Annotated in this window: 16 protein-coding genes; 4 read left to right on the top strand and 12 right to left on the bottom strand. The window is 71.0% G+C overall.

The features are described from left to right. Positions 1–134: 134 nt before the first annotated feature. From AC5P1C_RS13695 to rsmH, 10 genes are all read right to left on the bottom strand, one after another. The gene (locus tag AC5P1C_RS13695) at positions 135–941 is read right to left on the bottom strand and encodes a cell division protein FtsQ/DivIB (protein WP_493866035.1); all 807 of its coding nucleotides are present in this window, start codon (positions 939–941) and stop codon (positions 135–137) included. Positions 942–975: 34 nt separating this feature from the next. Continuing rightward, the gene (gene murG, locus AC5P1C_RS13700) at positions 976–2,070 is read right to left on the bottom strand and encodes an undecaprenyldiphospho-muramoylpentapeptide beta-N-acetylglucosaminyltransferase (RefSeq protein ID WP_160504531.1); all 1,095 of its coding nucleotides are present in this window, start codon (positions 2,068–2,070) and stop codon (positions 976–978) included. 6 nt (positions 2,071–2,076) lie between these two features. After that, positions 2,077–3,402, bottom strand: a complete 1,326-nt coding sequence (gene ftsW, locus AC5P1C_RS13705; RefSeq protein WP_493866036.1) for a putative lipid II flippase FtsW — start codon at positions 3,400–3,402, stop codon at positions 2,077–2,079. Between the two features lie 79 nt (positions 3,403–3,481). Continuing rightward, positions 3,482–4,906 carry a UDP-N-acetylmuramoyl-L-alanine--D-glutamate ligase gene (gene murD / locus AC5P1C_RS13710; protein WP_493866037.1) on the bottom strand — a complete coding sequence of 475 codons (1,425 nt, stop codon included), beginning with the start codon at positions 4,904–4,906 and terminating at the stop codon, positions 3,482–3,484. Next, positions 4,888–5,958, bottom strand: a complete 1,071-nt coding sequence (mraY, locus tag AC5P1C_RS13715) for a phospho-N-acetylmuramoyl-pentapeptide-transferase (protein ID WP_160504534.1) — start codon at positions 5,956–5,958, stop codon at positions 4,888–4,890. The genes murD and mraY overlap by 19 nt, the downstream gene beginning before the upstream one ends. Beyond that, positions 5,955–7,367 (bottom strand): UDP-N-acetylmuramoyl-tripeptide--D-alanyl-D-alanine ligase, encoded by a 1,413-nt coding sequence (locus AC5P1C_RS13720; protein WP_493866038.1) that lies wholly within the window; start codon positions 7,365–7,367, stop codon positions 5,955–5,957. The genes mraY and AC5P1C_RS13720 overlap by 4 nt, the downstream gene beginning before the upstream one ends. Before the next feature lie 4 nt (positions 7,368–7,371). Then, positions 7,372–9,024, bottom strand: a complete 1,653-nt coding sequence (locus AC5P1C_RS13725; RefSeq protein ID WP_493866039.1) for a UDP-N-acetylmuramoyl-L-alanyl-D-glutamate--2,6-diaminopimelate ligase — start codon at positions 9,022–9,024, stop codon at positions 7,372–7,374. A 19-nt stretch (positions 9,025–9,043) separates the two neighbouring features. Next, complete coding sequence (locus AC5P1C_RS13730) at positions 9,044–10,999, bottom strand: peptidoglycan D,D-transpeptidase FtsI family protein (RefSeq protein WP_493866040.1); 1,956 nt, start codon at positions 10,997–10,999, stop codon at positions 9,044–9,046. A 5-nt stretch (positions 11,000–11,004) separates the two neighbouring features. Continuing rightward, on the bottom strand, positions 11,005–11,538 hold the full coding sequence (gene ftsL, locus AC5P1C_RS13735; RefSeq protein ID WP_493866041.1) for a cell division protein FtsL: 534 nt from the start codon (positions 11,536–11,538) through the stop codon (positions 11,005–11,007). A gap of 48 nt (positions 11,539–11,586) precedes the next feature. Then, a complete protein-coding gene (gene rsmH / locus AC5P1C_RS13740; RefSeq protein WP_493866042.1) occupies positions 11,587–12,543 on the bottom strand; it encodes a 16S rRNA (cytosine(1402)-N(4))-methyltransferase RsmH in 957 nt (318 codons plus the stop codon). A gap of 356 nt (positions 12,544–12,899) precedes the next feature. Between rsmH and AC5P1C_RS13745 the strand changes: the two genes are divergently transcribed. The 4 genes from AC5P1C_RS13745 to AC5P1C_RS13760 all read left to right on the top strand — a co-directional run bounded on the left by AC5P1C_RS13745 (position 12,900) and on the right by AC5P1C_RS13760 (position 18,644). Continuing rightward, the gene (locus tag AC5P1C_RS13745; RefSeq protein WP_493866043.1) at positions 12,900–13,523 is read left to right on the top strand and encodes a beta-class carbonic anhydrase; all 624 of its coding nucleotides are present in this window, start codon (positions 12,900–12,902) and stop codon (positions 13,521–13,523) included. Positions 13,524–13,748: 225 nt separating this feature from the next. Then, positions 13,749–14,768: an AAA family ATPase gene (locus AC5P1C_RS13750; RefSeq protein ID WP_493866044.1), complete on the top strand. Its 1,020-nt coding sequence runs from the start codon at positions 13,749–13,751 to the stop codon at positions 14,766–14,768. Continuing rightward, positions 14,768–16,135 carry a DUF58 domain-containing protein gene (locus tag AC5P1C_RS13755; RefSeq protein WP_493866045.1) on the top strand — a complete coding sequence of 456 codons (1,368 nt, stop codon included), beginning with the start codon at positions 14,768–14,770 and terminating at the stop codon, positions 16,133–16,135. Before AC5P1C_RS13750 ends, AC5P1C_RS13755 begins: the two co-directional genes overlap by 1 nt. 76 nt (positions 16,136–16,211) lie before the next feature. Continuing rightward, on the top strand, positions 16,212–18,644 hold the full coding sequence (locus tag AC5P1C_RS13760) for a transglutaminase TgpA family protein (protein WP_493866046.1): 2,433 nt from the start codon (positions 16,212–16,214) through the stop codon (positions 18,642–18,644). 150 nt (positions 18,645–18,794) lie between these two features. On the opposite strand, the gene AC5P1C_RS13765 is transcribed toward AC5P1C_RS13760, so the two are convergent. Together AC5P1C_RS13765 and AC5P1C_RS13770 are read right to left on the bottom strand one after the other, a co-directional pair. Next, positions 18,795–19,205 carry an SCO2097 family morphological protein gene (locus AC5P1C_RS13765; protein WP_493866047.1) on the bottom strand — a complete coding sequence of 137 codons (411 nt, stop codon included), beginning with the start codon at positions 19,203–19,205 and terminating at the stop codon, positions 18,795–18,797. A 274-nt stretch (positions 19,206–19,479) separates the two neighbouring features. Continuing rightward, the gene (locus AC5P1C_RS13770) at positions 19,480–20,256 is read right to left on the bottom strand and encodes a class I SAM-dependent methyltransferase (protein WP_493866048.1); all 777 of its coding nucleotides are present in this window, start codon (positions 20,254–20,256) and stop codon (positions 19,480–19,482) included. Positions 20,257–20,436: the final 180 nt, after the last annotated feature.

Consider the following 20,436-nt stretch of genomic DNA (forward strand, 5'->3'; position numbering starts at 1 on the left):
CTCTTCCGAACAGGACACTAAGTCGACAAGTGGCGCACGTTCAACGAACACGCCGAACCTCCCGTTTTTCTTTTCACCCTATGTGATCAGCCGTAGCGCTGCCGAACCAGGGTGCTGGCCTGCGGCGATATGCGTCAACTCGCCGATGAAGCAGGGGCGGTGGGGACACTCACATCGAAGTGCCGTGCCTTGGGCGCGGCTTTCATCAGCGCGGTGAGTGTGCTTGCCTTCGTTCGACCCTTCTCGCTGCTGCCCCACGCTACGGTGCGTCCGCCGCTCAACTCCAGCGAGATCGAGTCGTACGAACGGACCTTGACGGCCCGTGTATCGCGGGCCACCGCGGCCGGCAGCGCGCCCGCGACCCGTACCGCTTCGCGCCGCAAGCGGTGGGAGTCGAAACGGCGAAGACTCGCGGCTGCGTTCTCCTGATCCGGCGTCAATTCCAGGAGTGGAACGCCCTTCGGCGCGTGTCCGACCGTGGCGAATCGCACGCCCTTGGCGTCCACTTCGACGAACTTTCCGCCCTTTTCGATAAGGAGAACCGGCTTGCGTTCGGTCACTTTCAGACCGATTCCGTGCGGCCAGGATCGGACGACGTCCACCGAGTCGATGCGCGGCAGTTTCTTCCGCAGCCGGTCCTCGAGAGCGTCGGTGTCGACCGAAATCAGGGGCGCACCGACCGGGGCCGCGGCGGCCTCGCGCACCGCGTCGGGGGTCAGGATCCGCGTCCCGGACGTCGTCACGCGCTCCACGCGCAGATACTGCGAGCCGTAGAGCAGCCAGACTCCGCCCGCCCCGAGGAGCACGAGCGCGATCAGCGAGAGGATCAGGGTGCGCGGTCGCGGCATGCGCAGGCGGGAGCCCCGAGAGCGCGGAGGACGGGGCGGGCGGGACCCACCAGAAGCGGGCTTCTGCCGTTCGGCGGTGGTCGGTCCGGCCACGGTCCCCTGCCTTCTTCTGCCTGCTAGTGCCGTCTCACCCGTTGCGGCGTGAGGCGATCGCCTCGTACACCATGCCGACGAGGAGGTCGTCGGCATCCCTGCGGCCGAACTCCGAGGCGGCACGCGACATCTCGTACAGCCGGTGCGGGTCGGCGAGCACCGGGAGTACGTTGCCCTGCACCCACTCGGGCGTCAGTTCGGCGTCGTCCACGAGGAGTCCACCGCCCGCCTTGACCACCGGCTGGGCGTTCAGCCGCTGTTCGCCGTTGCCGATGGGCAGCGGGACGTAGGCGGCCGGAAGCCCGACGGCGGAGAGTTCGGCGACGGTCATCGCGCCCGCACGGCAGAGCATCATGTCCGCCGCCGCGTACGCGAGGTCCATCCGGTCCACGTACGGTACCGGGATGTAGGGCGGCATACCGGGCATGTTCTCGACGTACGGCATTTCGTTCTTCGGGCCGACCGCGTGCAGGATCTGGATCCCGGCGCGCTGGAGCACCGGAGCGACCTGCTGGACGACCTCGTTGAGCCGCCGGGCGCCCTGCGAGCCGCCGGAGACGAGCAGCGTCGGCAGGTTCGGGTCGAGGCCGAAGGCGGCGCGCGCCTCCGGCCGGACCCGGGCCCGGTCGAGCGTGGCGATGGTGTGCCGCAGCGGGATGCCGATGTAGCGGGAGTTGCGCAGCTTGCTGTCCGGGGTGGCGACGGCCACCCCGTGGGCGTACCGCGACCCGATCTTGTTGGCGAGGCCGGGACGCGCGTTGGCCTCGTGCACGACGATCGGCGTCCCGGTCCGCTTGGCCGCGAGGTACCCGGGCAGCGCGACATAGCCGCCGAAGCCGACCACGCAGTCCGCCTTCGTCCGCTCCAGGATCTGCTCGGCCGCCTTGATCGTGCCGCGCAGCCGTCCGGGGACGGTGATCAGCTCAGGGGTGGGCTTGCGCGGCAGCGGTACGGCCGGGATCAGCGCGAGTTCGTAGCCCCGCTCCGGTACGAGCCGGGTCTCGAGTCCACGCTCCGTGCCCAGGGCCGTGATGCCCACGGTCGGGTCCTGCCTCCGCAGGGCGTCCGCGAGGGCGAGCGCGGGCTCGATGTGGCCGGCGGTCCCCCCACCGGCGAGTACGACATGCACCGAAATTCACCGCTCTCCGGACGAACGCGCCTTGACGCGCCGTCTCATCGTGTTCCATCTCACCCGAGGTTGCCGCATGGCCAGGGCCGCCTTTGCCGCCGGATCCTCCCGCGCGAAGGCGATGAGGAGTCCGATGGCGAACATGGTCGGCAGCAGGGCCGAACCCCCGTAGGAGAACAGCGGGAGCGGGACACCGGCGATCGGCAGCAGACCGAGCACCGCACCGACATTGATCACGGCCTGCGCCGTGATCCAGGTGGTCACGCCTCCCGCGGCATACCGTACGAAGGGGTCCTCCGTGCGTCCGGCCACGCGGATACCCGCATAGCCTAGAGCCGCGAACAGAGCGAGCACCGACAGTGTCCCCGCCAGGCCGAGTTCCTCCCCGGTGATGGCGAAGATGAAGTCGGTGTGCGGTTCCGGCAGTTGACCCCATTTTTCCACACTCGCGCCCAGACCGGAACCGAAGAATCCGCCGGAGGCCAGGGCATAGATCCCGTGCACGGCCTGCCAGCACTGGTCGCCGGGACCGGGATCGGTGGCACCGATACAGGCGAGCCGCGCCATGCGGTTGGGGCTGGTCTTGATGAGGATCACGCCGAGCAGGGCCGCCACCGAGAGCACTCCCGCGAAGAGCCGCGTCGGCGCCCCCGCCAGCCAGAGCAGGCCGAAAAGGATCGCCGTGAGAATGATCGCGGTGCCCATGTCGCCGCCCAGCATGATGAGTCCGAGCAGCATGAAGGCGACAGGGACGAGCGGGACGAGCATGTGCTTCCACTGCGTGAGCAGGCGCTTGTCCTGTTTGCGTGCGAGCAGGTCCGCGCCCCACAGGACGAGGGCGAGCTTGGCGAACTCACTGGGCTGGAGCTGGAACGGGCCGCCCAGGTAGATCCAGTTCTGGTTTCCGTTGACGCTGCGCCCTATCCCGGGGACCTGCACGAGCACCATCAGGAAGACGGTCACCGCGAGGATCGGGTAGGCGAGCGCCCGGTGCAGCTTGATGGGCATGCGCATCGCCACGAGCAGCAGGATCGAGCCGAGTACGGCGGCGACGAACTGCTTGCGGAAGAAGTACGCGGCGGGCAGGTCGAGCTGCAGCGCCTGGATCATCGACGCCGAGTAGACCATCACCAGGCCGAGCACGGTGATCAGGAGGCTGGAGCCGAAGATGAGGTAGTACGCGGTCAGCGGCCGGTCCCAGGCGCGCTTGGCCCGGGTGTAGAACCGCCGCACCGCGCTCTCCCGCGGCGGGCGCGGCGCGCCGCCCGCGGAACGGATCGGCGCGGGCCTCTTGGCCAGGCGCGTGGGCGCGCGCCCGCTACCACCGGCCATCAGGACCCCCGCCCAGCCACCAAGACGCTGCCACGTGCCCTCCTAAGGGTGCCGGGCGCCCCGGACCACTGGGCCCGCGTCAGGCGCTCGCGCCGAGTTCGCGGACCGCGTCCGCGAACGCGTCACCACGCTTGTTGTAGTTGGTGAACATGTCCATCGACGCACAGGCCGGGGCCATCAGTACGGTGTCCCCCGGCTCGGCGAGCCGTGCCGCCTGCTCCACCGCCTCGGACATCGCCCCAGTGTCGGTCCGGTCGAGGTCGACGACCGGGACCTCGGGGGCGTGTCGCGCGAGGGCTTCGCGGATCAGCGCGCGGTCGGCGCCGATCAGGACGACGCCCCGAAGTCGCTTCGCCGACTTGGCGACGAGCTCGTCGAAGGTGGCTCCCTTGGCGAGCCCGCCCGCGATCCAGACGATCGATTCGTACGCCGCCAACGAGGCTTCCGCGGCGTGGGTGTTGGTGGCCTTGGAGTCGTCGACGTACGCCACACCGGCCACGTCCGCGACGTGCTCGATGCGGTGGGCGTCCGGACGGAAGGCGCGCAGACCGTCGCGTACGGCCGTCGCCGGGACGCCGTAGGCGCGCGCGAGAGCGGCGGCGGCCAGGGCGTTGGCGATGTTGTGCGGTGCGGGCGGCTGCACGTCGGAGATCTCGGCGAGCTCCTGGGCCTGCTTCTGGCGGTCCGGCACGAAGGCACGGTCGACCAGGATGCCGTCCACGACGCCCAGTTGCGAGGGTGCGGGCGCGTTCAGCGTGAAACCGATGGCGCGGCAGCCCTCTTCGACGTCGGCGCCGCGGACGAGGTCCTCGGTGGCCTTGTCCGCCACGTTGTAGACACAGGCGACCTGATTGCCTTCGTAGACACGGCCCTTGTCGGCGGCGTACGCCTCCATGGAGCCGTGCCAGTCCAGGTGATCGGGCGCGAGGTTCAGGACGGTCGCGGAGTGGGCGCGCAGCGAGGGCGCCCAGTGCAGCTGGTAGCTGGAGAGCTCGACGGCGAGCACGTCGTACTCCTGGTCGCCGGTGACGACGTCGAGCAGCGAGACCCCGATGTTGCCGACGGCGGCGGTCCGCAGCCCTGCCGCCTCCAGGATCGAGGCGAGCATGCGCACGGTCGTGGTCTTGCCGTTCGTGCCGGTGACCGCGAGCCAGGGCGCGGCGTCGGGGCCGCGCAGGCGCCAGGCCAGCTCCACGTCGCCCCACACCTCGACACCGGCAGCGGCGGCGGCCGCGAAGAGCGGCTTGTCCGGCTGCCAGCCGGGCGTGGTGACGACGAGTTCGGTGCCTTCGGGCAGGGTGGCCCCGTCGCCGAGGCGGACGCTGATGCCCTCGGACCTCAGCTCGTCGGCCTGCGTACGGGAGCGCTCGTCGTCGCCGTCGTTGACGACCGTGACGACGGCGCCCAGGCCGTGCAGCACGCGGGCCGCCGGGATCCCGGAGACGCCGAGCCCGGCGACGGTGACGTTCTTCCCCTGCCAGCTGGTCACTTCTTGGCTGCCCATCCTGCGTAGAAGAGGCCGAGTCCGACGATCACGCACATGCCCTGGATGATCCAGAAGCGGACCACCACAAGGACTTCGGACCACCCCTTGAGTTCGAAGTGGTGCTGCAGTGGCGCCATGCGGAAGACGCGCTTGCCGGTCATGCGGAACGAGCCGACCTGGATGACGACGGACATCGTGATCAGGACGAAGAGGCCGCCGAGCAGGGCGAGGAGCATCTCCGTGCGCGAGCAGATCGCGAGTCCGGCGAGCGCGCCGCCGAGGGCGAGCGAGCCGGTGTCACCCATGAAGATCTTGGCGGGCGAGGTGTTCCACCACAGGAAGCCGAAGCAGGCGCCCATCAGGGCGGAGGCCACCACCGCGAGGTCGAGTGGGTCTCTGACCTCGAAACACGCCTGTGGGTTGGTCAGCGTGACCGCGTTGGCGCAGGACTCCTGGTACTGCCAGACACCGATGAAGGTGTACGCGCCGAAGACCATCACGGAGGCGCCCGTGGCGAGGCCGTCGAGGCCGTCGGTGAGGTTCACGCCGTTCGACATCGCGAGGATCATGAACAACGCCCAGACCACGAAGAGCACCGGGCCGATCGACCAGCCGAAGTCCGTGACGAACGACAGCTTGGTGGAGGCCGGGGTCTGGTTGCGGTTGTCCGGCCAGTTCAGCGCGAGCACGGCGAAACCGATGCCGACGATCAGCTGTCCGGCCATCTTCGCCTTGGCGCGCAGGCCGAGCGAGCGCTGCTTGACGATCTTGATGTAGTCGTCGAGGAAGCCGACGAGGCCCATGCCCGCCATCAGGAAGAGCACGAGGAGCCCGGAGAGCGTGGTCTCCGTGCCCGTGATGATCTTCGTGAGGAAGTACGCGATGAGCGTGGCGAGGATGAAGGCGATGCCACCCATGGTCGGCGTACCGCGCTTGCTGTGGTGCTCGCGCGGGCCGTCGTCCCGGATGAACTGCCCATAGCCCTTGCGGGCGAGGAACTTGATAAGGAGCGGGGTTCCGACCAGGGTCAGGAAGAGCCCGATCACACCCGCGAAGAGGATCTGCCTCATCGGCCGGCGACCTGCCCCTCGGACGACGCGGAGTCATCGAGCAGCGCCGTGGCGACCCGCTCGAGACCGACCGATCTGGAAGCCTTCACCAGCACGACGTCTCCCGGGCGCAGCTCGCTGCGCAGCAGGTCGATCGCCGCCTGTGCGTCGGACACGTGCACCGACTCCTCACCCCACGAACCCTCGTTGTATGCGCCCAGTTGGAGCCAGGACGCTTCCCTGCCCCCAACTGCCACGAGCTTGCTCACGTTCAGCCGGACAGCGAGCCGTCCGACCGCGTCGTGTTCGGCGAGCCCCTCGTCACCGAGCTCGGCCATGTGACCGAGCACCGCCCACGTACGACGTCCCTTGGCCATGCCCACGAGCGCGCGCAGGGCGGCTCGCATGGACTCGGGGTTCGCGTTGTAGGCGTCGTTGACGACCGTCACGCCGTCCGGGCGCTCGGTGACCTCCATCCGCCAGCGGGACAGCGTGCCCGCCTCGGAGAGCGCGCGGGCGATCTCGTCTGCGGACATGCCCAACTCATGGGCGACGGCGGCCGCGGCAAGCGCGTTCGACACGTGGTGCTCACCGTACAGCCGCAAGGTCACGTCGCTGCACCCGGAGGGTGTGTGCAGCGTAAAGGCAGGCTGTCCGATCTCCGTGAGCCGGACATTCTCGGCACGTACGTCGGCGTCGGCGGCCTCTCCGAAGAGCAGGACGCGCGCCTTCGTGCGCGAAGCCATGGCGCGCACCAGCGGGTCGTCGGCGTTGAGGACGGCGGTGCCGTCGGCGGGGAGGCTCTCGACGAGTTCACCCTTCGCCACTGCGATCTGCTCGCGTCCGCCGAACTCGCCGATGTGGGCGGTGCCGACGTTGAGCACGAGGCCGATCTTGGGCGGGGTGAGGCCGGTGAGGTAGCGGATGTGGCCGACGCCGCGGGCGCCCATCTCCAGGACGAGGAAGCGCGTCTCGTCGGTGGCGCTGAGGGCGGTGAGCGGCAGGCCGATCTCGTTGTTGAGCGAGCCAGGCGTGAAGACCGTGGGCGCCTTGCTCCGCAGGACCTGGGCGAGCAGGTCCTTGGAGCTGGTCTTGCCGACGGAGCCGGTGAGCGCGACGAGCGTCGCGCCGAGCCGCTCGACGACGTGCCGCGCAAGGGCGCCGAGCGCCGCCTGCACGTCGTCGACGACGATGGCGGGTACGCCGACGGGGCGCGAGGCGAGGACGGCGGCGGCGCCCGCTTCGACCACCGCGGACGCGTAGTCGTGGCCGTCGACGCGCTCGCCGACGAAGGCGACGAAGAGGCTTCCGGGCTCCACTTCACGGGAGTCCCTGACGACCGGTCCGGTGACCTGGACGGACGGATCCGGTATGTCGTACGTCTGCCCGCCGACGACAGTGGCGATCTCGGCGAGGGAGAGGGCGATCACAGATTCATCCCTGGGTTTGCTGGATAGCTTCGCGAAGTACCTGGCGGTCGTCGAAGGGGCGTACCACCCCGGCGATGTCCTGTCCCTGCTCGTGGCCCTTGCCCGCGACGAGCACCGTGTCGCCCGGTTCCGCGCGGGCGACCGCCGCGCGGATGGCGGCGGCGCGGTCCTCGAACACGGCGACCTCGCCGCGCTCGTGGGCCGGCACGTCGGCGGCGCCGGCGAGCATCGTGGCGAGGATCGCGAGGGGGTCCTCGCCGCGGGGGTTGTCGGCGGTCAGTACGGCGGTGTCGGCGAGCCGGGCGGCGGCGGCGCCCATCGGCATCCGCTTGGTCTTGTCCCGGTCACCGCCGCAGCCGAGGACGATGTGCAGCTTGTTCTCTGTGACCTTGCGCAGGGCGCGCAGGACCGATTCGACGGCGTCCGTCTTGTGGGCGTAGTCGACGACCGCGAGGTAGGGCTGGCCCGCGTCGACGCGCTCCAGGCGGCCGGGGACGCCCGGCACCGCCGCGACGCCGTCGGCGGCCTGCTGCGGGTCGATGCCCGCGACGGCCAGCGAGACGATCGCGGAGAGCGTGTTGGCGACGTTGAAAGGACCGGCGAGCGGGGACTTCGCGGTGATCCGCTCCCCCTGCGGGCCGACCACGACGAAGGTGGAGTCGAACGGCGTGACCTCGACGCCCTCCGCCCGCCAGTCGGCGTCGGGGTGGCCCTCGGCGGAGAACGTGGTGACGGGGACCTCGGACTCGGTGATGAGCCGACGCCCGTACTCGTCGTCGAAGTTGACCACTCCGAGCCTCGAACGCAGCTTGGTGAACAGCTGCGCCTTGGCCTGGAAGTAGTCCTCCATGTCGGAGTGGAACTCCATGTGCTCCGGGCTGAGGTTGTTGAAGACGGCGACGTCGAAGACGCAGCCGTCCACCCGGCCGAGCACGAGGGCGTGCGAGGAGACCTCCATGGCGACGGCCTCGACGCCGCGCTCGCGCATCACCGCGAACAGCGCCTGGAGGTCGGTCGCCTCGGGGGTCGTACGTTCGGACTTGATCCGCTCGTCGCCGATGCGCATCTCGACCGTGCCGATGAGGCCGGTCGCCTTCACGCCCTTGAGGCCGCCCTCGACGAGATAGGCCGTCGTGGTCTTGCCGGACGTGCCGGTGATGCCGATCTGCAGCAGATCGCGCCCCGGATGGCCGTACACCGTGGCCGCGAGCTCCCCCATGGAGCCGCGCGGGTCGTCGACGACCAGGACCGGCAGTCCCGTGACGGCCGCGCGTTCGGCGCCCGTCGGGTCGGTGAGGATCGCGGCGGCGCCGAGGTCGGCGGCCTGCGCGACGAAGTCGGCGCCATGCAGCCGGGCGCCGGGAAGGGCGGCGTAGATGTCGCCCGGCCGGACCGCGCGGGAGTCGTGCGTGATGCCGCTGACCTCCCCCGTGCCCGGGGCGGCGACGCCCAGCTGATCGGCGATCCTGGCGAGCGGCGTCGCGGAGACCTGGACCGGCCGCGGCGGTCCCGGATATGTCACGGGAACGCCCTTCTGGGTGGTTTGGGACTGATCGGCGTGTGGCACGGCGGTGAGCGTACCGGGCGCACCGGGCTCAGGGCGAAGCGGGCGGTGTGGCGGGGGCTGGTTCCCCGGCTTCGGGGTGATCGTTGTCACGAGTTTGTCCTGGTGGGGCTCAGGGTTCGAAGGTGACGGGGAGCCGGGCCGCGCCCTTGCCTGTGGGCGGGACCTGGAGCGTCTTGAGGGCGAACTGCATGACTTCCTTGTAGATGGGACCGCAGATCTGGCCGCCGAAGTAGCTGCCCTTGGTGGCGTTCTGGATCGCGCAGTAGACGGTGACGCGGGGGTTGTCGGCGGGCGCGAATCCGGCGAACGACGAGGTGTAGCCCTTGTACTTGCCGGTCTCGGGGTCGACCCGGTTGGCCGTACCCGTCTTGCCCGCGACCCGGTAGCCGGGGATGCGGGCCTTGGTGCCCGTGCCCTCTTCGTCGTCGACGACGGACTCGAGCATCTGCGACACCGTCTTGGCGGTCTTCTCGCTCACCACGCGGGTCTTCTTGGGCTTGGGCGCGGGCGTGAAGCGGCCGTCGGGACCCTTTATCCCGCGCACCAGCGTGGGCTCGACGCGCACGCCGTCGTTCGCGATGGTCGAGTAGACGGAGGCCGCCTGCATCGCGTTGATCGAGAAGCCCTGGCCGAACGGGATCGTGTACTGCTGCGAGGTGGACCACTTCTCGGGCGGCGCCAGGATGCCGGACGTCTCGCCGGGGAAGCCGAGCCCGGTCTCCTTGCCGATGCCGAACTTGCGCAGGTACGAGTAGAGCGACTTGTTGGCCTCACGCTGGGTCTTGCCCAGCTCGCCGGTGGCCAGGATCGTGCCGATGTTGCTGGACTTGGCGAGCACGCCGTTGAGCGTGAGGTGCCAGGTCGGGTGGTCGATGTCGTCCTGGAAGAGCCGGTCGCCGCGGTGCAGCCGGTTGGGGACCGTCACGCGGGTGGCGGGGGTGGCCACCTCCTCCTCGAGGACGGCGGCCATCGACATGACCTTGGCGGTCGAACCCGGCTCGAAGGCGTCCTGGAGCGAGGCGTTGCCCATCGCGGTGCCGTCGGCCTGCGAGAGGTCGTTCGGGTCGAAGCCCGGGGCATTGGCCATCGCGAGGATCTCGCCGGTCTTGTTGTCCTGCACCATCACGTAGCCGCGGTCCGCCGCGGACTTCTCCACCTGCTTGCTGATGGCGCTCTGCGCGGCCCACTGGATGTCGCGGTCGATGGTGAGCTCGACGTCGGACCCGGGCACGGCGGGCGTCTCCGTGCTGCCCGCGGTCGGCACCTGGTGGCCGCCGGACTGGGCGTACCTGATCTTGCCGTCCTTGCCCGCGAGCTCCTTGTTCAGCTGCTGCTCCAGGCCGCCCCCGCCCTTGCCCTCGGCATTGACCCAGCCCAGTATCCCGGCGGCCAGGGTGTCGTTCGGGTACACGCGCTTGCTGCTGGGGTCCTGGAAGACTCCGGCCAGGACGTTGGCGCTCTTCTTGTCGGTGCTCGCCTTGTCGTCGAGCGCCCCGCGCAGGTCCTTGATCTGCTTCCAGACCTGGGGGGTCTGCCGGCGGGCGAGCAGGACGTAGCGCGTCTTGGGGGTCTTGAGCTGTTTGGTGAGCCGGCCGACGTCCTTGTCGAGGATCGGGGCGAGGAGCGCGGCGGCCTGTTCGGGCCCGTCCTTGATGCCCATCTCCTTGGCCGTGAACATCGTGGGGTCGGCCGTGATGTCGTACGCGTCCACGCTCGCGGCCAGTTCGACACCGCTGCGGTCGGTGATGCCACCGCGCTCGGCGGTGAGGACGTGGCTGAAGTAGCGGTTCTTCTCGGCCTTGGTCGTGTACACGCTCGCGTCGACCGCCTGCACCTGGAGGAGGCGTACGACGAAGGCCAGCATCACCAGGGTCAGACCGAGGCTCACCATGCGGAGCCGGGGCCGCGGGCTGCCGAGCCGGATGGTGCGGGCCTTGGATGCGGGGCGCGGGCGGCGGGCGGGCCCGGCCCCCCCTCCTGTGCGGCGCTGCTGGCCGGGGCGGGCGGGGCGCGAGGGCCGCGCGGGACCCGGGACCCTGCGTCGCGGGGGTTGGCGGTCCGTCACTTACGTCACCTGCCGGAGGTCGTGGGGCCGGGCATCGCGGAGGGGGTGGGCGTGGGCGCCTGGGGCGGTGCGGGCGACGGCGTGGGCGGCACCGGGGTCGCGACCGGGATCGAGACCGACGGGGCCGGGGACGCCACCTCCTGCGGGCGCGGGTCGGGCCGCAGCGCGGAGGACTGCTCGGCGGCGCCGGGCACGCCGCGTACGGTGCCGTCGGGGTTCAGGAAGGCCGGGTCGCCGCCCGGCACCATGCCGAGCTCACGGGCGCGGCGCTGGAGGGCGTCGGGAGCGGCGTAGGCGTCCACGTCCCGCTGGAGCTCCTGCTCCTGGTCGGTGAGCTCCGTCGTCTCCTTCTTGAGCTCGCTCAGCTGGAACGAGCCTTCGTTGAGCGAGGAGTTCAGGATGAGCAGCGTGATCAGACCGCCGCCGAGGAGCAGCACGACGAGCAGGACGAAGGGCGTGCGCGCGGCCTGGCTCGGCCCCGACGGCAGCAGCCGCGCGAGCCGGGCGGCCCTCCCCCGCAGCTCGGGCTTCTTGCTCATGGGGCCTCCTCAGGGACGCCGTTCACGGGTGCTCCTGGCGGGCGCACTTCACGGGGCCTCCTCGCGGATGCGCTGCGCACCCCGCAGCCGTGCCGGGGCCGCCCGGCGGTTCTCGGCGACCTCTTCCTCGGTGGGGAGTTCGGCGCCGCGCGTGAGCAGCTTGAGCCGGGGCTGGTAGCGCTCGGGGACGACGGGCAGGCCGGCCGGCGCGGTCGTCGCGGCGCCGGCCGCGAAGACCTGCTTGACCAGGCGGTCCTCGAGCGAGTGGTACGACAGGACGGCGATGCGGCCGCCGACGGCGAGCGTCTTCACGGCCGCCGGGATGGCGGCTTCCAGGACGCTCAGCTCGCCGTTGACCTCGATGCGCAGGGCCTGGAAGGTGCGCTTGGCGGGGTTGCCGCCGGTGCGCTTGGCGGCCTGCGGCAGGGAGTCGCGGATCAGCTCGACGAGCCGCGCGCTGTTGCTGAACGGCTCCTTCTCGCGCTCGCGGACGACCGCGCCCACGATCCGCTTGGCCTGCTTCTCCTCGCCGTACTGGCGCAGGATCCGCACCAGTTCGCCCGGTGCGTACGTGTTGAGGACCTCGGCGGCGCTCATGCCGGTCGTCTGGTCCATGCGCATGTCCAGGGGCGCGTCCTGCGCGTAGGCGAAGCCCCGGTCCGCCTCGTCGAGTTGCATGGAGGAGACGCCGAGGTCGAAGAGAACGCCCTGGACCTTCGCGATGCCGAGCCGGTCGAGCACGTCGGGGAGTTCGTCGTAGACCGCGTGCACCAGATCGGCCCGGTCGCCGAAGGGGGCGAGCCGCTCCCCGGAGAGCCGCAGGGCCTCCTTGTCGCGGTCCAGGCCGATGAGGCGGGCCGACGGGAAGGTGGAGAGCAGCGCCTCGCTGTGGCCGCCGAGTCCAAGGGTGCAGTCGACGACGACCGCGCCCGGCTCGGCGAGCGCGGGAGCCAACAGGTCCAGGCATCGCTGGAGCATCACCGGGACGTGTCGGGTGTGGCTCAAAGGGCCCTCTCAGGTCCGGCACGAGCGACGTGCGCACGGCCGGGTCCCCGCCCGCTCGGAAAGGAAAGGGCCTGCTGGCGCCGGGGAAGTGGCGTCAGCCGACCGGGAGCGGGAGGAGGCCGAGCCGTACGTACGCGCCGCGCACGTGGGGGGATTCAGGGAATCCCCGGGTGAACAGTCCAGCGGGGAGCAGGGTCACGGCTCCCACTTCGCGTCACTTTAGTCCACCGTGTCGCCCGGTCAATCAACTGGCCTGCGCGTCGCGGACGGGTCCTCACCGGTGCCACGGGTCCGGCTCCGTCACCCGTTCGGACGAGGCGACGCCACCCCTGTGGGTTGCCTCACAACAAGAGTCTTTGACGTTCTTTGTCCCTTCTCACAGCGGGCCCGAGCGATCAGTGCCTACTAACGTCATACCCATGTCGACTTCCGCATCCTCCACGGGCCAGTTCCCCGCTGAGCCGACCGGCGGCATAGCCGCGGGCGGCACGGTCACCGATCGCCTGGTCGAGGCGAACACCAAGTACTCCTCCGCCTTCACCGACCCCGGCATGGACGCCCGCCCCGTCCTGGGCGTGGCCGTCGTGGCCTGTATGGACGCCCGCCTCGACCTCCACGACGCGCTCGGCCTCGAACTGGGCGACTGCCACACGATCCGCAACGCGGGCGGCGTGGTCACCGACGACGTCATCCGCTCCCTGACGATCAGCCAGCGCGCCCTCGGCACGAAGAGCGTCGTCCTGATCCACCACACCAGCTGCGGTCTGGAGAGCCTCACCGAGGAGTTCCGGCACGAGCTGGAGCTCGAGGTCGGCCAGCGGCCCGCGTGGGCCGTGGAGGCCTTCCGCGACGTCGACCAGGACGTGCGGCAGTCGATGCAGCGCGTGCGGACCTCTCCGTTCCTCCTGCACACCGACGATGTGCGGGGATTCGTCTTCGATGTGACCACGGGTCTGCTGCGGGAGGTCGACCCTGGGTGACCGGGTCCGGACCGGACCTTTCCGGACCGGCTCGGCGGTCAAAAGGCCGTAAGACCCGACATATCGCCGCCAGTTATCCGCGGGCGAGTGACACAACCCGCTATGCCCAACAAGAATGCGGGGTGTGGCATCGCGCTGAACCATTCACGCGTGGTGTCCGTGATTCGGGGTGGGCCGGGCCGCACACACAGCGTCGGCCCGGAGAACGTGTCCGAGGAGGGCCGGGTGACGACCTATGACGATCGAGCGAGCCTCACAGATCTGACCGCCACAGCGGAGCGTGTCCGCAGGTCGGTCGAGGGTGTGATCGAGGGCAAGCCAGAGGTCGTACGGCTTTCGCTGACCGTGCTCCTCGCCGAGGGGCATCTGCTGATCGAGGATGTACCGGGCGTGGGCAAGACCATGCTCGCCAAGGCGCTGGCGCGGTCCATCGACTGCTCGGTGCGGCGCATCCAGTTCACGCCTGATCTGCTGCCGTCGGACATCACCGGTGTGTCCATTTTCGACCAGCAGCGCCGGGACTTCGAGTTCAAGCCCGGCGCGATCTTCGCGCAGATCGTGATCGGCGACGAGATCAACCGCGCGTCTCCCAAGACGCAGTCCGCGCTCCTGGAGTCCATGGAGGAGCGCCAGGTCACCATCGACGGGCAGACCTACGAACTGCCGAGCCCCTTCATGGTGGTGGCGACGCAGAACCCCGTCGAGATGGAGGGGACCTATCCCCTGCCCGAGGCGCAGCGCGACCGCTTCATGGCGCGCGTCTCGATCGGCTATCCGAGCGCGGAGGCCGAGCTGCAGATGCTGGACGTGCACGGCGGAGTCTCGCCGCTCGACGACCTCCAGCCGGTGGCGCACGCGCACGACATGGTGAAACTCATCGACGCGGTCCGCACGGTCCACGTCGCCGACTCCGTGCGGCGGTACGCCGTGGAGCTCGTCGGGGCGACCCGCAACCACCCGGACCTGAGACTCGGGGCGTCGCCGCGCGCGACACTGCACCTGCTGCGGGCGGCCAAGGCATCGGCGGCGCTCAGCGGCCGTGAGTTCGCGCTGCCGGACGACGTCCAGGCCCTCGCCGTGGCGGTGCTCGCGCACCGGCTGCTGCCCACGGCACAGGCCCAGTTGAACCGTCGTACGGCCGAGTCGGTCGTCCTGGAGATCCTCCAGCGCACGCCCGTCCCGGCCGCCGTCCAGCCGGGCAGCGGCTACTTCAACCAGCAGCCGCCCGGCGCTCGGAGGCTGTGATGGCGGCCGGGGGGCCGCAGCCGGCGCAGGACGAGGAGGGCAAGGGCGGACTGCGGACCGCGCTCGCGGGTCTCACGACGCGCGGGCGTTCGTTCCTCGCGGCCGGGATCGCCGCCGCCATCTGCGCGTACGTCCTGGGGCAGAGCGATCTGCTCCGGGTCGGGCTGCTGCTCGCCGTCCTTCCGCTGGTGTGCGCGACGGTGCTCTACCGCACCCGCTACCGCGTCGCGGGGAGCCGCAGGCTCTCCCCCGCGCGCGTGCCCGCCAGTTCGGAGGCCAGGGTCCATATGCGGATGGACAACGTCTCGCGGCTGCCCACGGGGTTGCTCATGCTCCAGGACCGGGTGCCCTACGTCCTGGGGCCGCGCCCCCGGTTCGTGCTCGACCGGGTGGAGGCGGGGGGCCGCCGCGAGGTGTCCTACCGCGTCCGCTCGGACCTGCGGGGGCGCTATCCGCTGGGCCCGCTGCAGCTGCGTCTCACCGACCCCTTCGGGATGTGTGAACTGACCCGCTCCTTCTCGACGTACGACACCTTGACGGTCATCCCGCGGGTGGAGGCGCTGCCTCCGGTGCGGCTCACCGGTGAGGCCAAGGGGTACGGGGACGGGCGGCACCGCTCGCTGGCCCTCGCGGGCGAGGACGACGTGATCCCGCGGGGCTACCGCCACGGCGACGACCTGCGCCGCGTCCACTGGCGCTCCACGGCGCGCTATGGCGAGCTGATGGTGCGCCGCGAGGAGCAGCCGCAGCGGGCCCGCTGCACGGTGCTCCTGGACACCCGGGCGCACGCCTTCCGGGGCGCGGGTCCGGACTCGGCCTTCGAGTGGGCGGTGTCCGGCACGGCCTCCGCCTTGGTGCACATGCTCGAACGGGGCTTTTCGGTACGGCTGTTGACCGACACCGGCAACTCCGTGCCCGGCGAGGGCTCGGACGGCTTCGCGGGCGCGAGCCAGGAGTCGGCCGACGCGGCGGGACTGATGATGGACACCCTCGCGGTGATCGACCACTCGGACGGCGCGGGGCTCTCCCCCGCGTACGACGTGCTGCGCGGGGGCAACGAAGGCCTGCTGATCGCCTTCCTCGGCGATCTGGACGAGGAGCAGGCGACGGTGGCCGCCAAGATGCGACAGCGCAGCGGCGCGGCCGTCGCCTTCGTCCTGGACAGCACGGCCTGGGCCCAGGGCCCCGGCGGCGCTCCGTCGGGCCCCGGCGACGAGCGGGTCCGGATGCTGCGCGAGGCGGGCTGGACGGCCGTGGCGGTGCCTCCGGGGGTCGCTCTGGTGGACCTGTGGCGGCAGGCGGACCATCTGCGGGCCAGTACGGGCCCCGCTCCGGCTGCGGGGACGACGACGGGGGGCTGGGGATGAGCGGCCGGGCCCGCGCCCGTACGGCGACACGTACGACAACCCGTACGGCGACACGTACGACAACAGGGGGACCCTCATGAGTGGGCGCGCGCGACTCGCGCTCTGCGCCACGGCGGCCACGCTGATGGCGTCAGGGGCGCTGCTGCCGCTCGTCGATCCGGCGACGTGGTTCATCCAGGCGGCGATCCTGCTGGCGCTGCAGAGCGGCACGGGCGCGCTCACCCGGCGGATCCCGCTGGCCCGGCCGGTCACGGTCGCGGTGCAGGCCCTGGTGACGCTCCTGCTCCTTACGCTGGTGTTCGCCCGCGAGCAGGCGATCGCCGGAGTGCTCCCGGGACCCGACGTGTTCCGGGAGTTCGGCCTTCTGCTGGAGGCCGGTGGCAACGACGTCGGGCAGTACGCGATACCGGCGCCGCTCAGTGACGGCATCCGGCTGATGCTGGTCGGCGGCGTCCTGGTGATCGGCCTCGCGGTGGACGCCCTCGCGGTGACGTTCCGTACGGCGGCGCCCGCGGGCCTTCCGCTGCTCGCGCTGTACTCGGTCGCCGCGGGGCTGTCCGGGGACGGGGCGGGGTGGCTGTGGTTCCTGCTCGCGGCCGCCGGGTATCTGCTGCTGCTCCTGGCGGAAGGCCGGGACCGGCTCTCCCAGTGGGGGCGGGTCTTCGGGGGCGCGGCGCGTGCGCCCGGCAGGATCTCGGGGGGTCTGGAGACCGACAGCGGCGCCGTCGCACCGGTCCGCACGGGGCGGCGCATCGGCGCGGTCGCGCTCGGCATCGCCCTGGTGGTGCCGCTGGCGCTGCCCGCCCTGGACGGCGGGCTCCTGGACGGTTCCGGCGGCGGCGGAGGCTCGGGTTCCGGTGGCGGCGGCACGATCTCCGCGGTGAATCCGCTGGTCGCGCTCCAGGACAGCCTGAACGAACCGGACGACCGCGAGGTCATCTCGTACAAGACGAACGCCAAGGAGACCGAGAACCTCTACCTGCGGATCGTCTCCCTCGACCAGTTCGACGGCACGACCTGGAAGACCACCGTCCGGAGCATCGAGGACGTACCGCCGCGCCTGGAGGACCCGCCGGGGCTCTACCCCGACGTCAGCAGGAGCGAGATCCAGACGAACATCTCGGCGGCCGACAGCTACGCGCAGAACTGGCTGCCGATGCCCTACCCGGCGAGCGAGGTGAAGATCAACGGCCGCTGGCGGTACGAGCCCGTGGGGCGCGCCCTGGTGGGTGACCGCGGCCAGACGACGCGCGGCGCGCAGTACGAGGTCAAGAGCCTCATCGTGCAGCCGACGGCCGAGCAGCTCGCGGGCGCCTCCGAGCCGCCGAAGCAGCTCGCCGACGAGTTCACCAAGGTGCCCGACACCTTGCCGTCCGTCGTGGCCTCCGAGGCCCGCAAGATCACCAGGGGCTCGTCGAACGACTACGAGAAGGCGGTCAAGCTCCAGGACTGGTTCGCATCGGAGGGCGGCTTCACGTACAACACGCAGGTGCGGGCCGGCAGCGGCCCGGCGGCGATCGCCCGCTTCCTGGAGCAGAAGGAAGGCTTCTGCGTCCACTTCTCGTTCGCCATGGCCTCGATGGCGCGGACGCTGGACATCCCGGCGCGCGTCGCCGTGGGCTTCACGCCCGGTGCCGCGCAGGCAGACGGTTCGATGTCGGTCGGTCTGCGGGACGCGCACGCCTGGCCCGAGCTGTACTTCGAGGGCGTGGGCTGGACCCGCTTCGAGCCGACCCCGAACCGCGGCACGGTGCCGGACTACACCCGTCCGGACACCCCGTCCGACGGCGCGAGCGACCCGGAGTCGCCCGAGCCGACCGCGTCGAGCGCGCCGTCCAGTGAGCCGTCGGCCTCCGCGAGCTGCCCGCCCGACCAGCAGAAGCAGGGCGGCTGCGCGAGCACGGCCCCGGCGATCGCGGGCGGCTCGGGCGGCGATGGACCGCCGATCGGCATGATCGTGACCGTGGCCCTGGGAGCTGTGGTGGTCATCGGCCTGCCCTTGCTGCCGATGCTGTGGCGCAAGCGGATCCGTGCGCTGCGCCTGGGCTCTTCCGGCCGCACCGAGGCGGACGCGGCCGCGCGGACCCTTGCCGCCTGGCTCGAAGTGACCGACACGGCCTGGGACCACGCGATCACGCCGGACGAGTCACAGACCCCGCGCAAGGCGGCGGCCCGGATCGTGCGCATCGGACAGCTCGCCGCGGGTCCCGCGGAGTCCGTCCATCGCCTGGCCGCCGCGGTCGAGCAGGTGCTCTACGCTCCGCGGCCCCAGCCGACGGCAGGACTCGCCGACGACGTGCGCCGTGTCTCCGAGGGTCTGCGGGCCACGTCGAGCCGTTCGGCCCGGCTGCGGGCAACGCTTGCGCCGCGTTCGGCCGCACGGGTGGTCTGGGCGGTCTCGGACCGCTGGACGGGGCTCAAGGAGCGGTCGTCCGAGCGCGTCGCCAAGCGGTGGGCGGCACTGCGGAGGTCTTCGCGGCCGTCGCAGCCTTCCCAGCAGGAGGGCTGAGCAGCCCATGCGTAAGGGGTGACCGCCTGGGCGGTCACCCCTTACGTCCAGCAGTACGCACCGCGTCAGTACGCACCGCTGTCAGTGCGCCCTGCTGTCAGTGCGCCCTGCTGCGAAGAACGCAAAGCCAAGGAACGAAAAGCTAAGAGCTCACTGGCCCTGTTCGTCACGGCGGCGCTGCCAACGCTGCTCGATCCGGTCCATCATCGACCGATGCTGCTTGGTCTTCCGACGGGCTGGGGCGCTGCCCTGGGCCGTGGGCGCACCAGCCGCCGGTTGTTCACCTGGCTTGGGCGCTTTGCGCCATCCGGTGACGGCGAGCACCGCACATCCCAGCATGACGAGGAATCCCACCACGCTCACCCAAATCTGCTGGGCGACCATTCCGGCCATGAGAAGGGCGATACCCACAAGGAAGCCCGCGACCGCTTGGTAGACCCGTCGCCGGGTGTACGTACGCAGCCCGCTTCCCTCGAGCGCTGTCGCGAACTTGGGATCTTCGGCGTACAGCGCTCGCTCCATTTGCTCGAGCATGCGCTGCTCGTGCTCCGAGAGCGGCACGGAGTCCTCCTCATCGTGCAGTCGCCGGGGCGACCGGGGGTCCCCTTCAGGATAGGCAGGGAATCGCCCCCGTGAAACCCGCCCCTCTGCGCCAACTTCGCCAAACCGGACCACCCTGCCGCTCCGGCTCGCTGAAGCGTGCATTCCCCAGCGGCCGGTCCGGCATGCCGGACGGTCTGCCTCGATCATACGGCGCCCATAGCCCGTTCGGGGGGTGTGTGCCGTACTCCATGTGCGGCTGCGTTGCTGATCAGCGGGGCAGCCAGCGGGAACGTCAGGCCTCGTCGGCATCCCGGGTCTCACCGAGCACATGCAGCTGGGTGGCCACGGAGTGGAACGCGGCGAGCTCCGCGGCGGCCGCCTCCAGCTTGAGGAGGGCCTCCAGGGCGCCCGGCTCGGTGTCCACGAGGACGCCGGGAACCAGGTCCGCGAAGACCCGCACCCCGTGCACGGCGTCGACCCTGACGCCGGAGGCCTCGACCAGATCGGTGAGCTGTTCGGCGGTGAAGCGCCGGGGCACGGGGTCGCCGTCGCCCCAGCGCCCCGCCGGGTCGCCGAGCGCCTGCCTGGCCTCGGTGAAGTGCCCGGCGAGCGCCCTGGCGAGCACGGCTCCGCCGAGTCCCGCGGCGAGCAGGCTGAGGGTGCCGGAGGGGCGCAGCGCGCCGACCGCGTTGCGCACGCCCTCGGCGGGGTCGTCCACGTACTCCAGGACGCCGTGGCACAGGACGGCGTCGAACCCGGCGCGCTCCACGACGTCGAAGAGGCCGTGCACGTCGCCCTGGACGCCACGCACGCGCTCGGCGACGCCCGCCTCGGCGGCCCGACGCTCGAGCGCGAAGAGGGCGTTCGGGCTGGGGTCGACGACGGTGACACGGTGGCCCAGACGGGCGACGGGCACGGCGAAGTTGCCGCTGCCGCCGCCGGTGTCGAGCACGTCGAGGGAGTGTGACTCCCGGCCCGTGGCCTTGACCCGGCGGTCGAGGGCGTCCTTGAGGACCTCCCAGACCACGGCGGTACGGAGAGAAGCGCGGGGGCGCATCGGGTCCGACACGGCAGTTGACTCCTCGGCGCGTCCACCGCATGTCCGCGGCGGAGCTAGGGGGATTCCCTCCGCCTGCTCGTGCGGCAGTCAGGAGGGTGCGGGCGCTCCCACCCTAATGGGAAGCGAAGAGGCGGTTCGCCAGCCCTGTTCCCACCCGGCGCCGTGAGCGCTAGCAATAGAGCGGGCGGG

It is taken from the genome of Streptomyces sp. A18, from assembly GCF_059026065.1.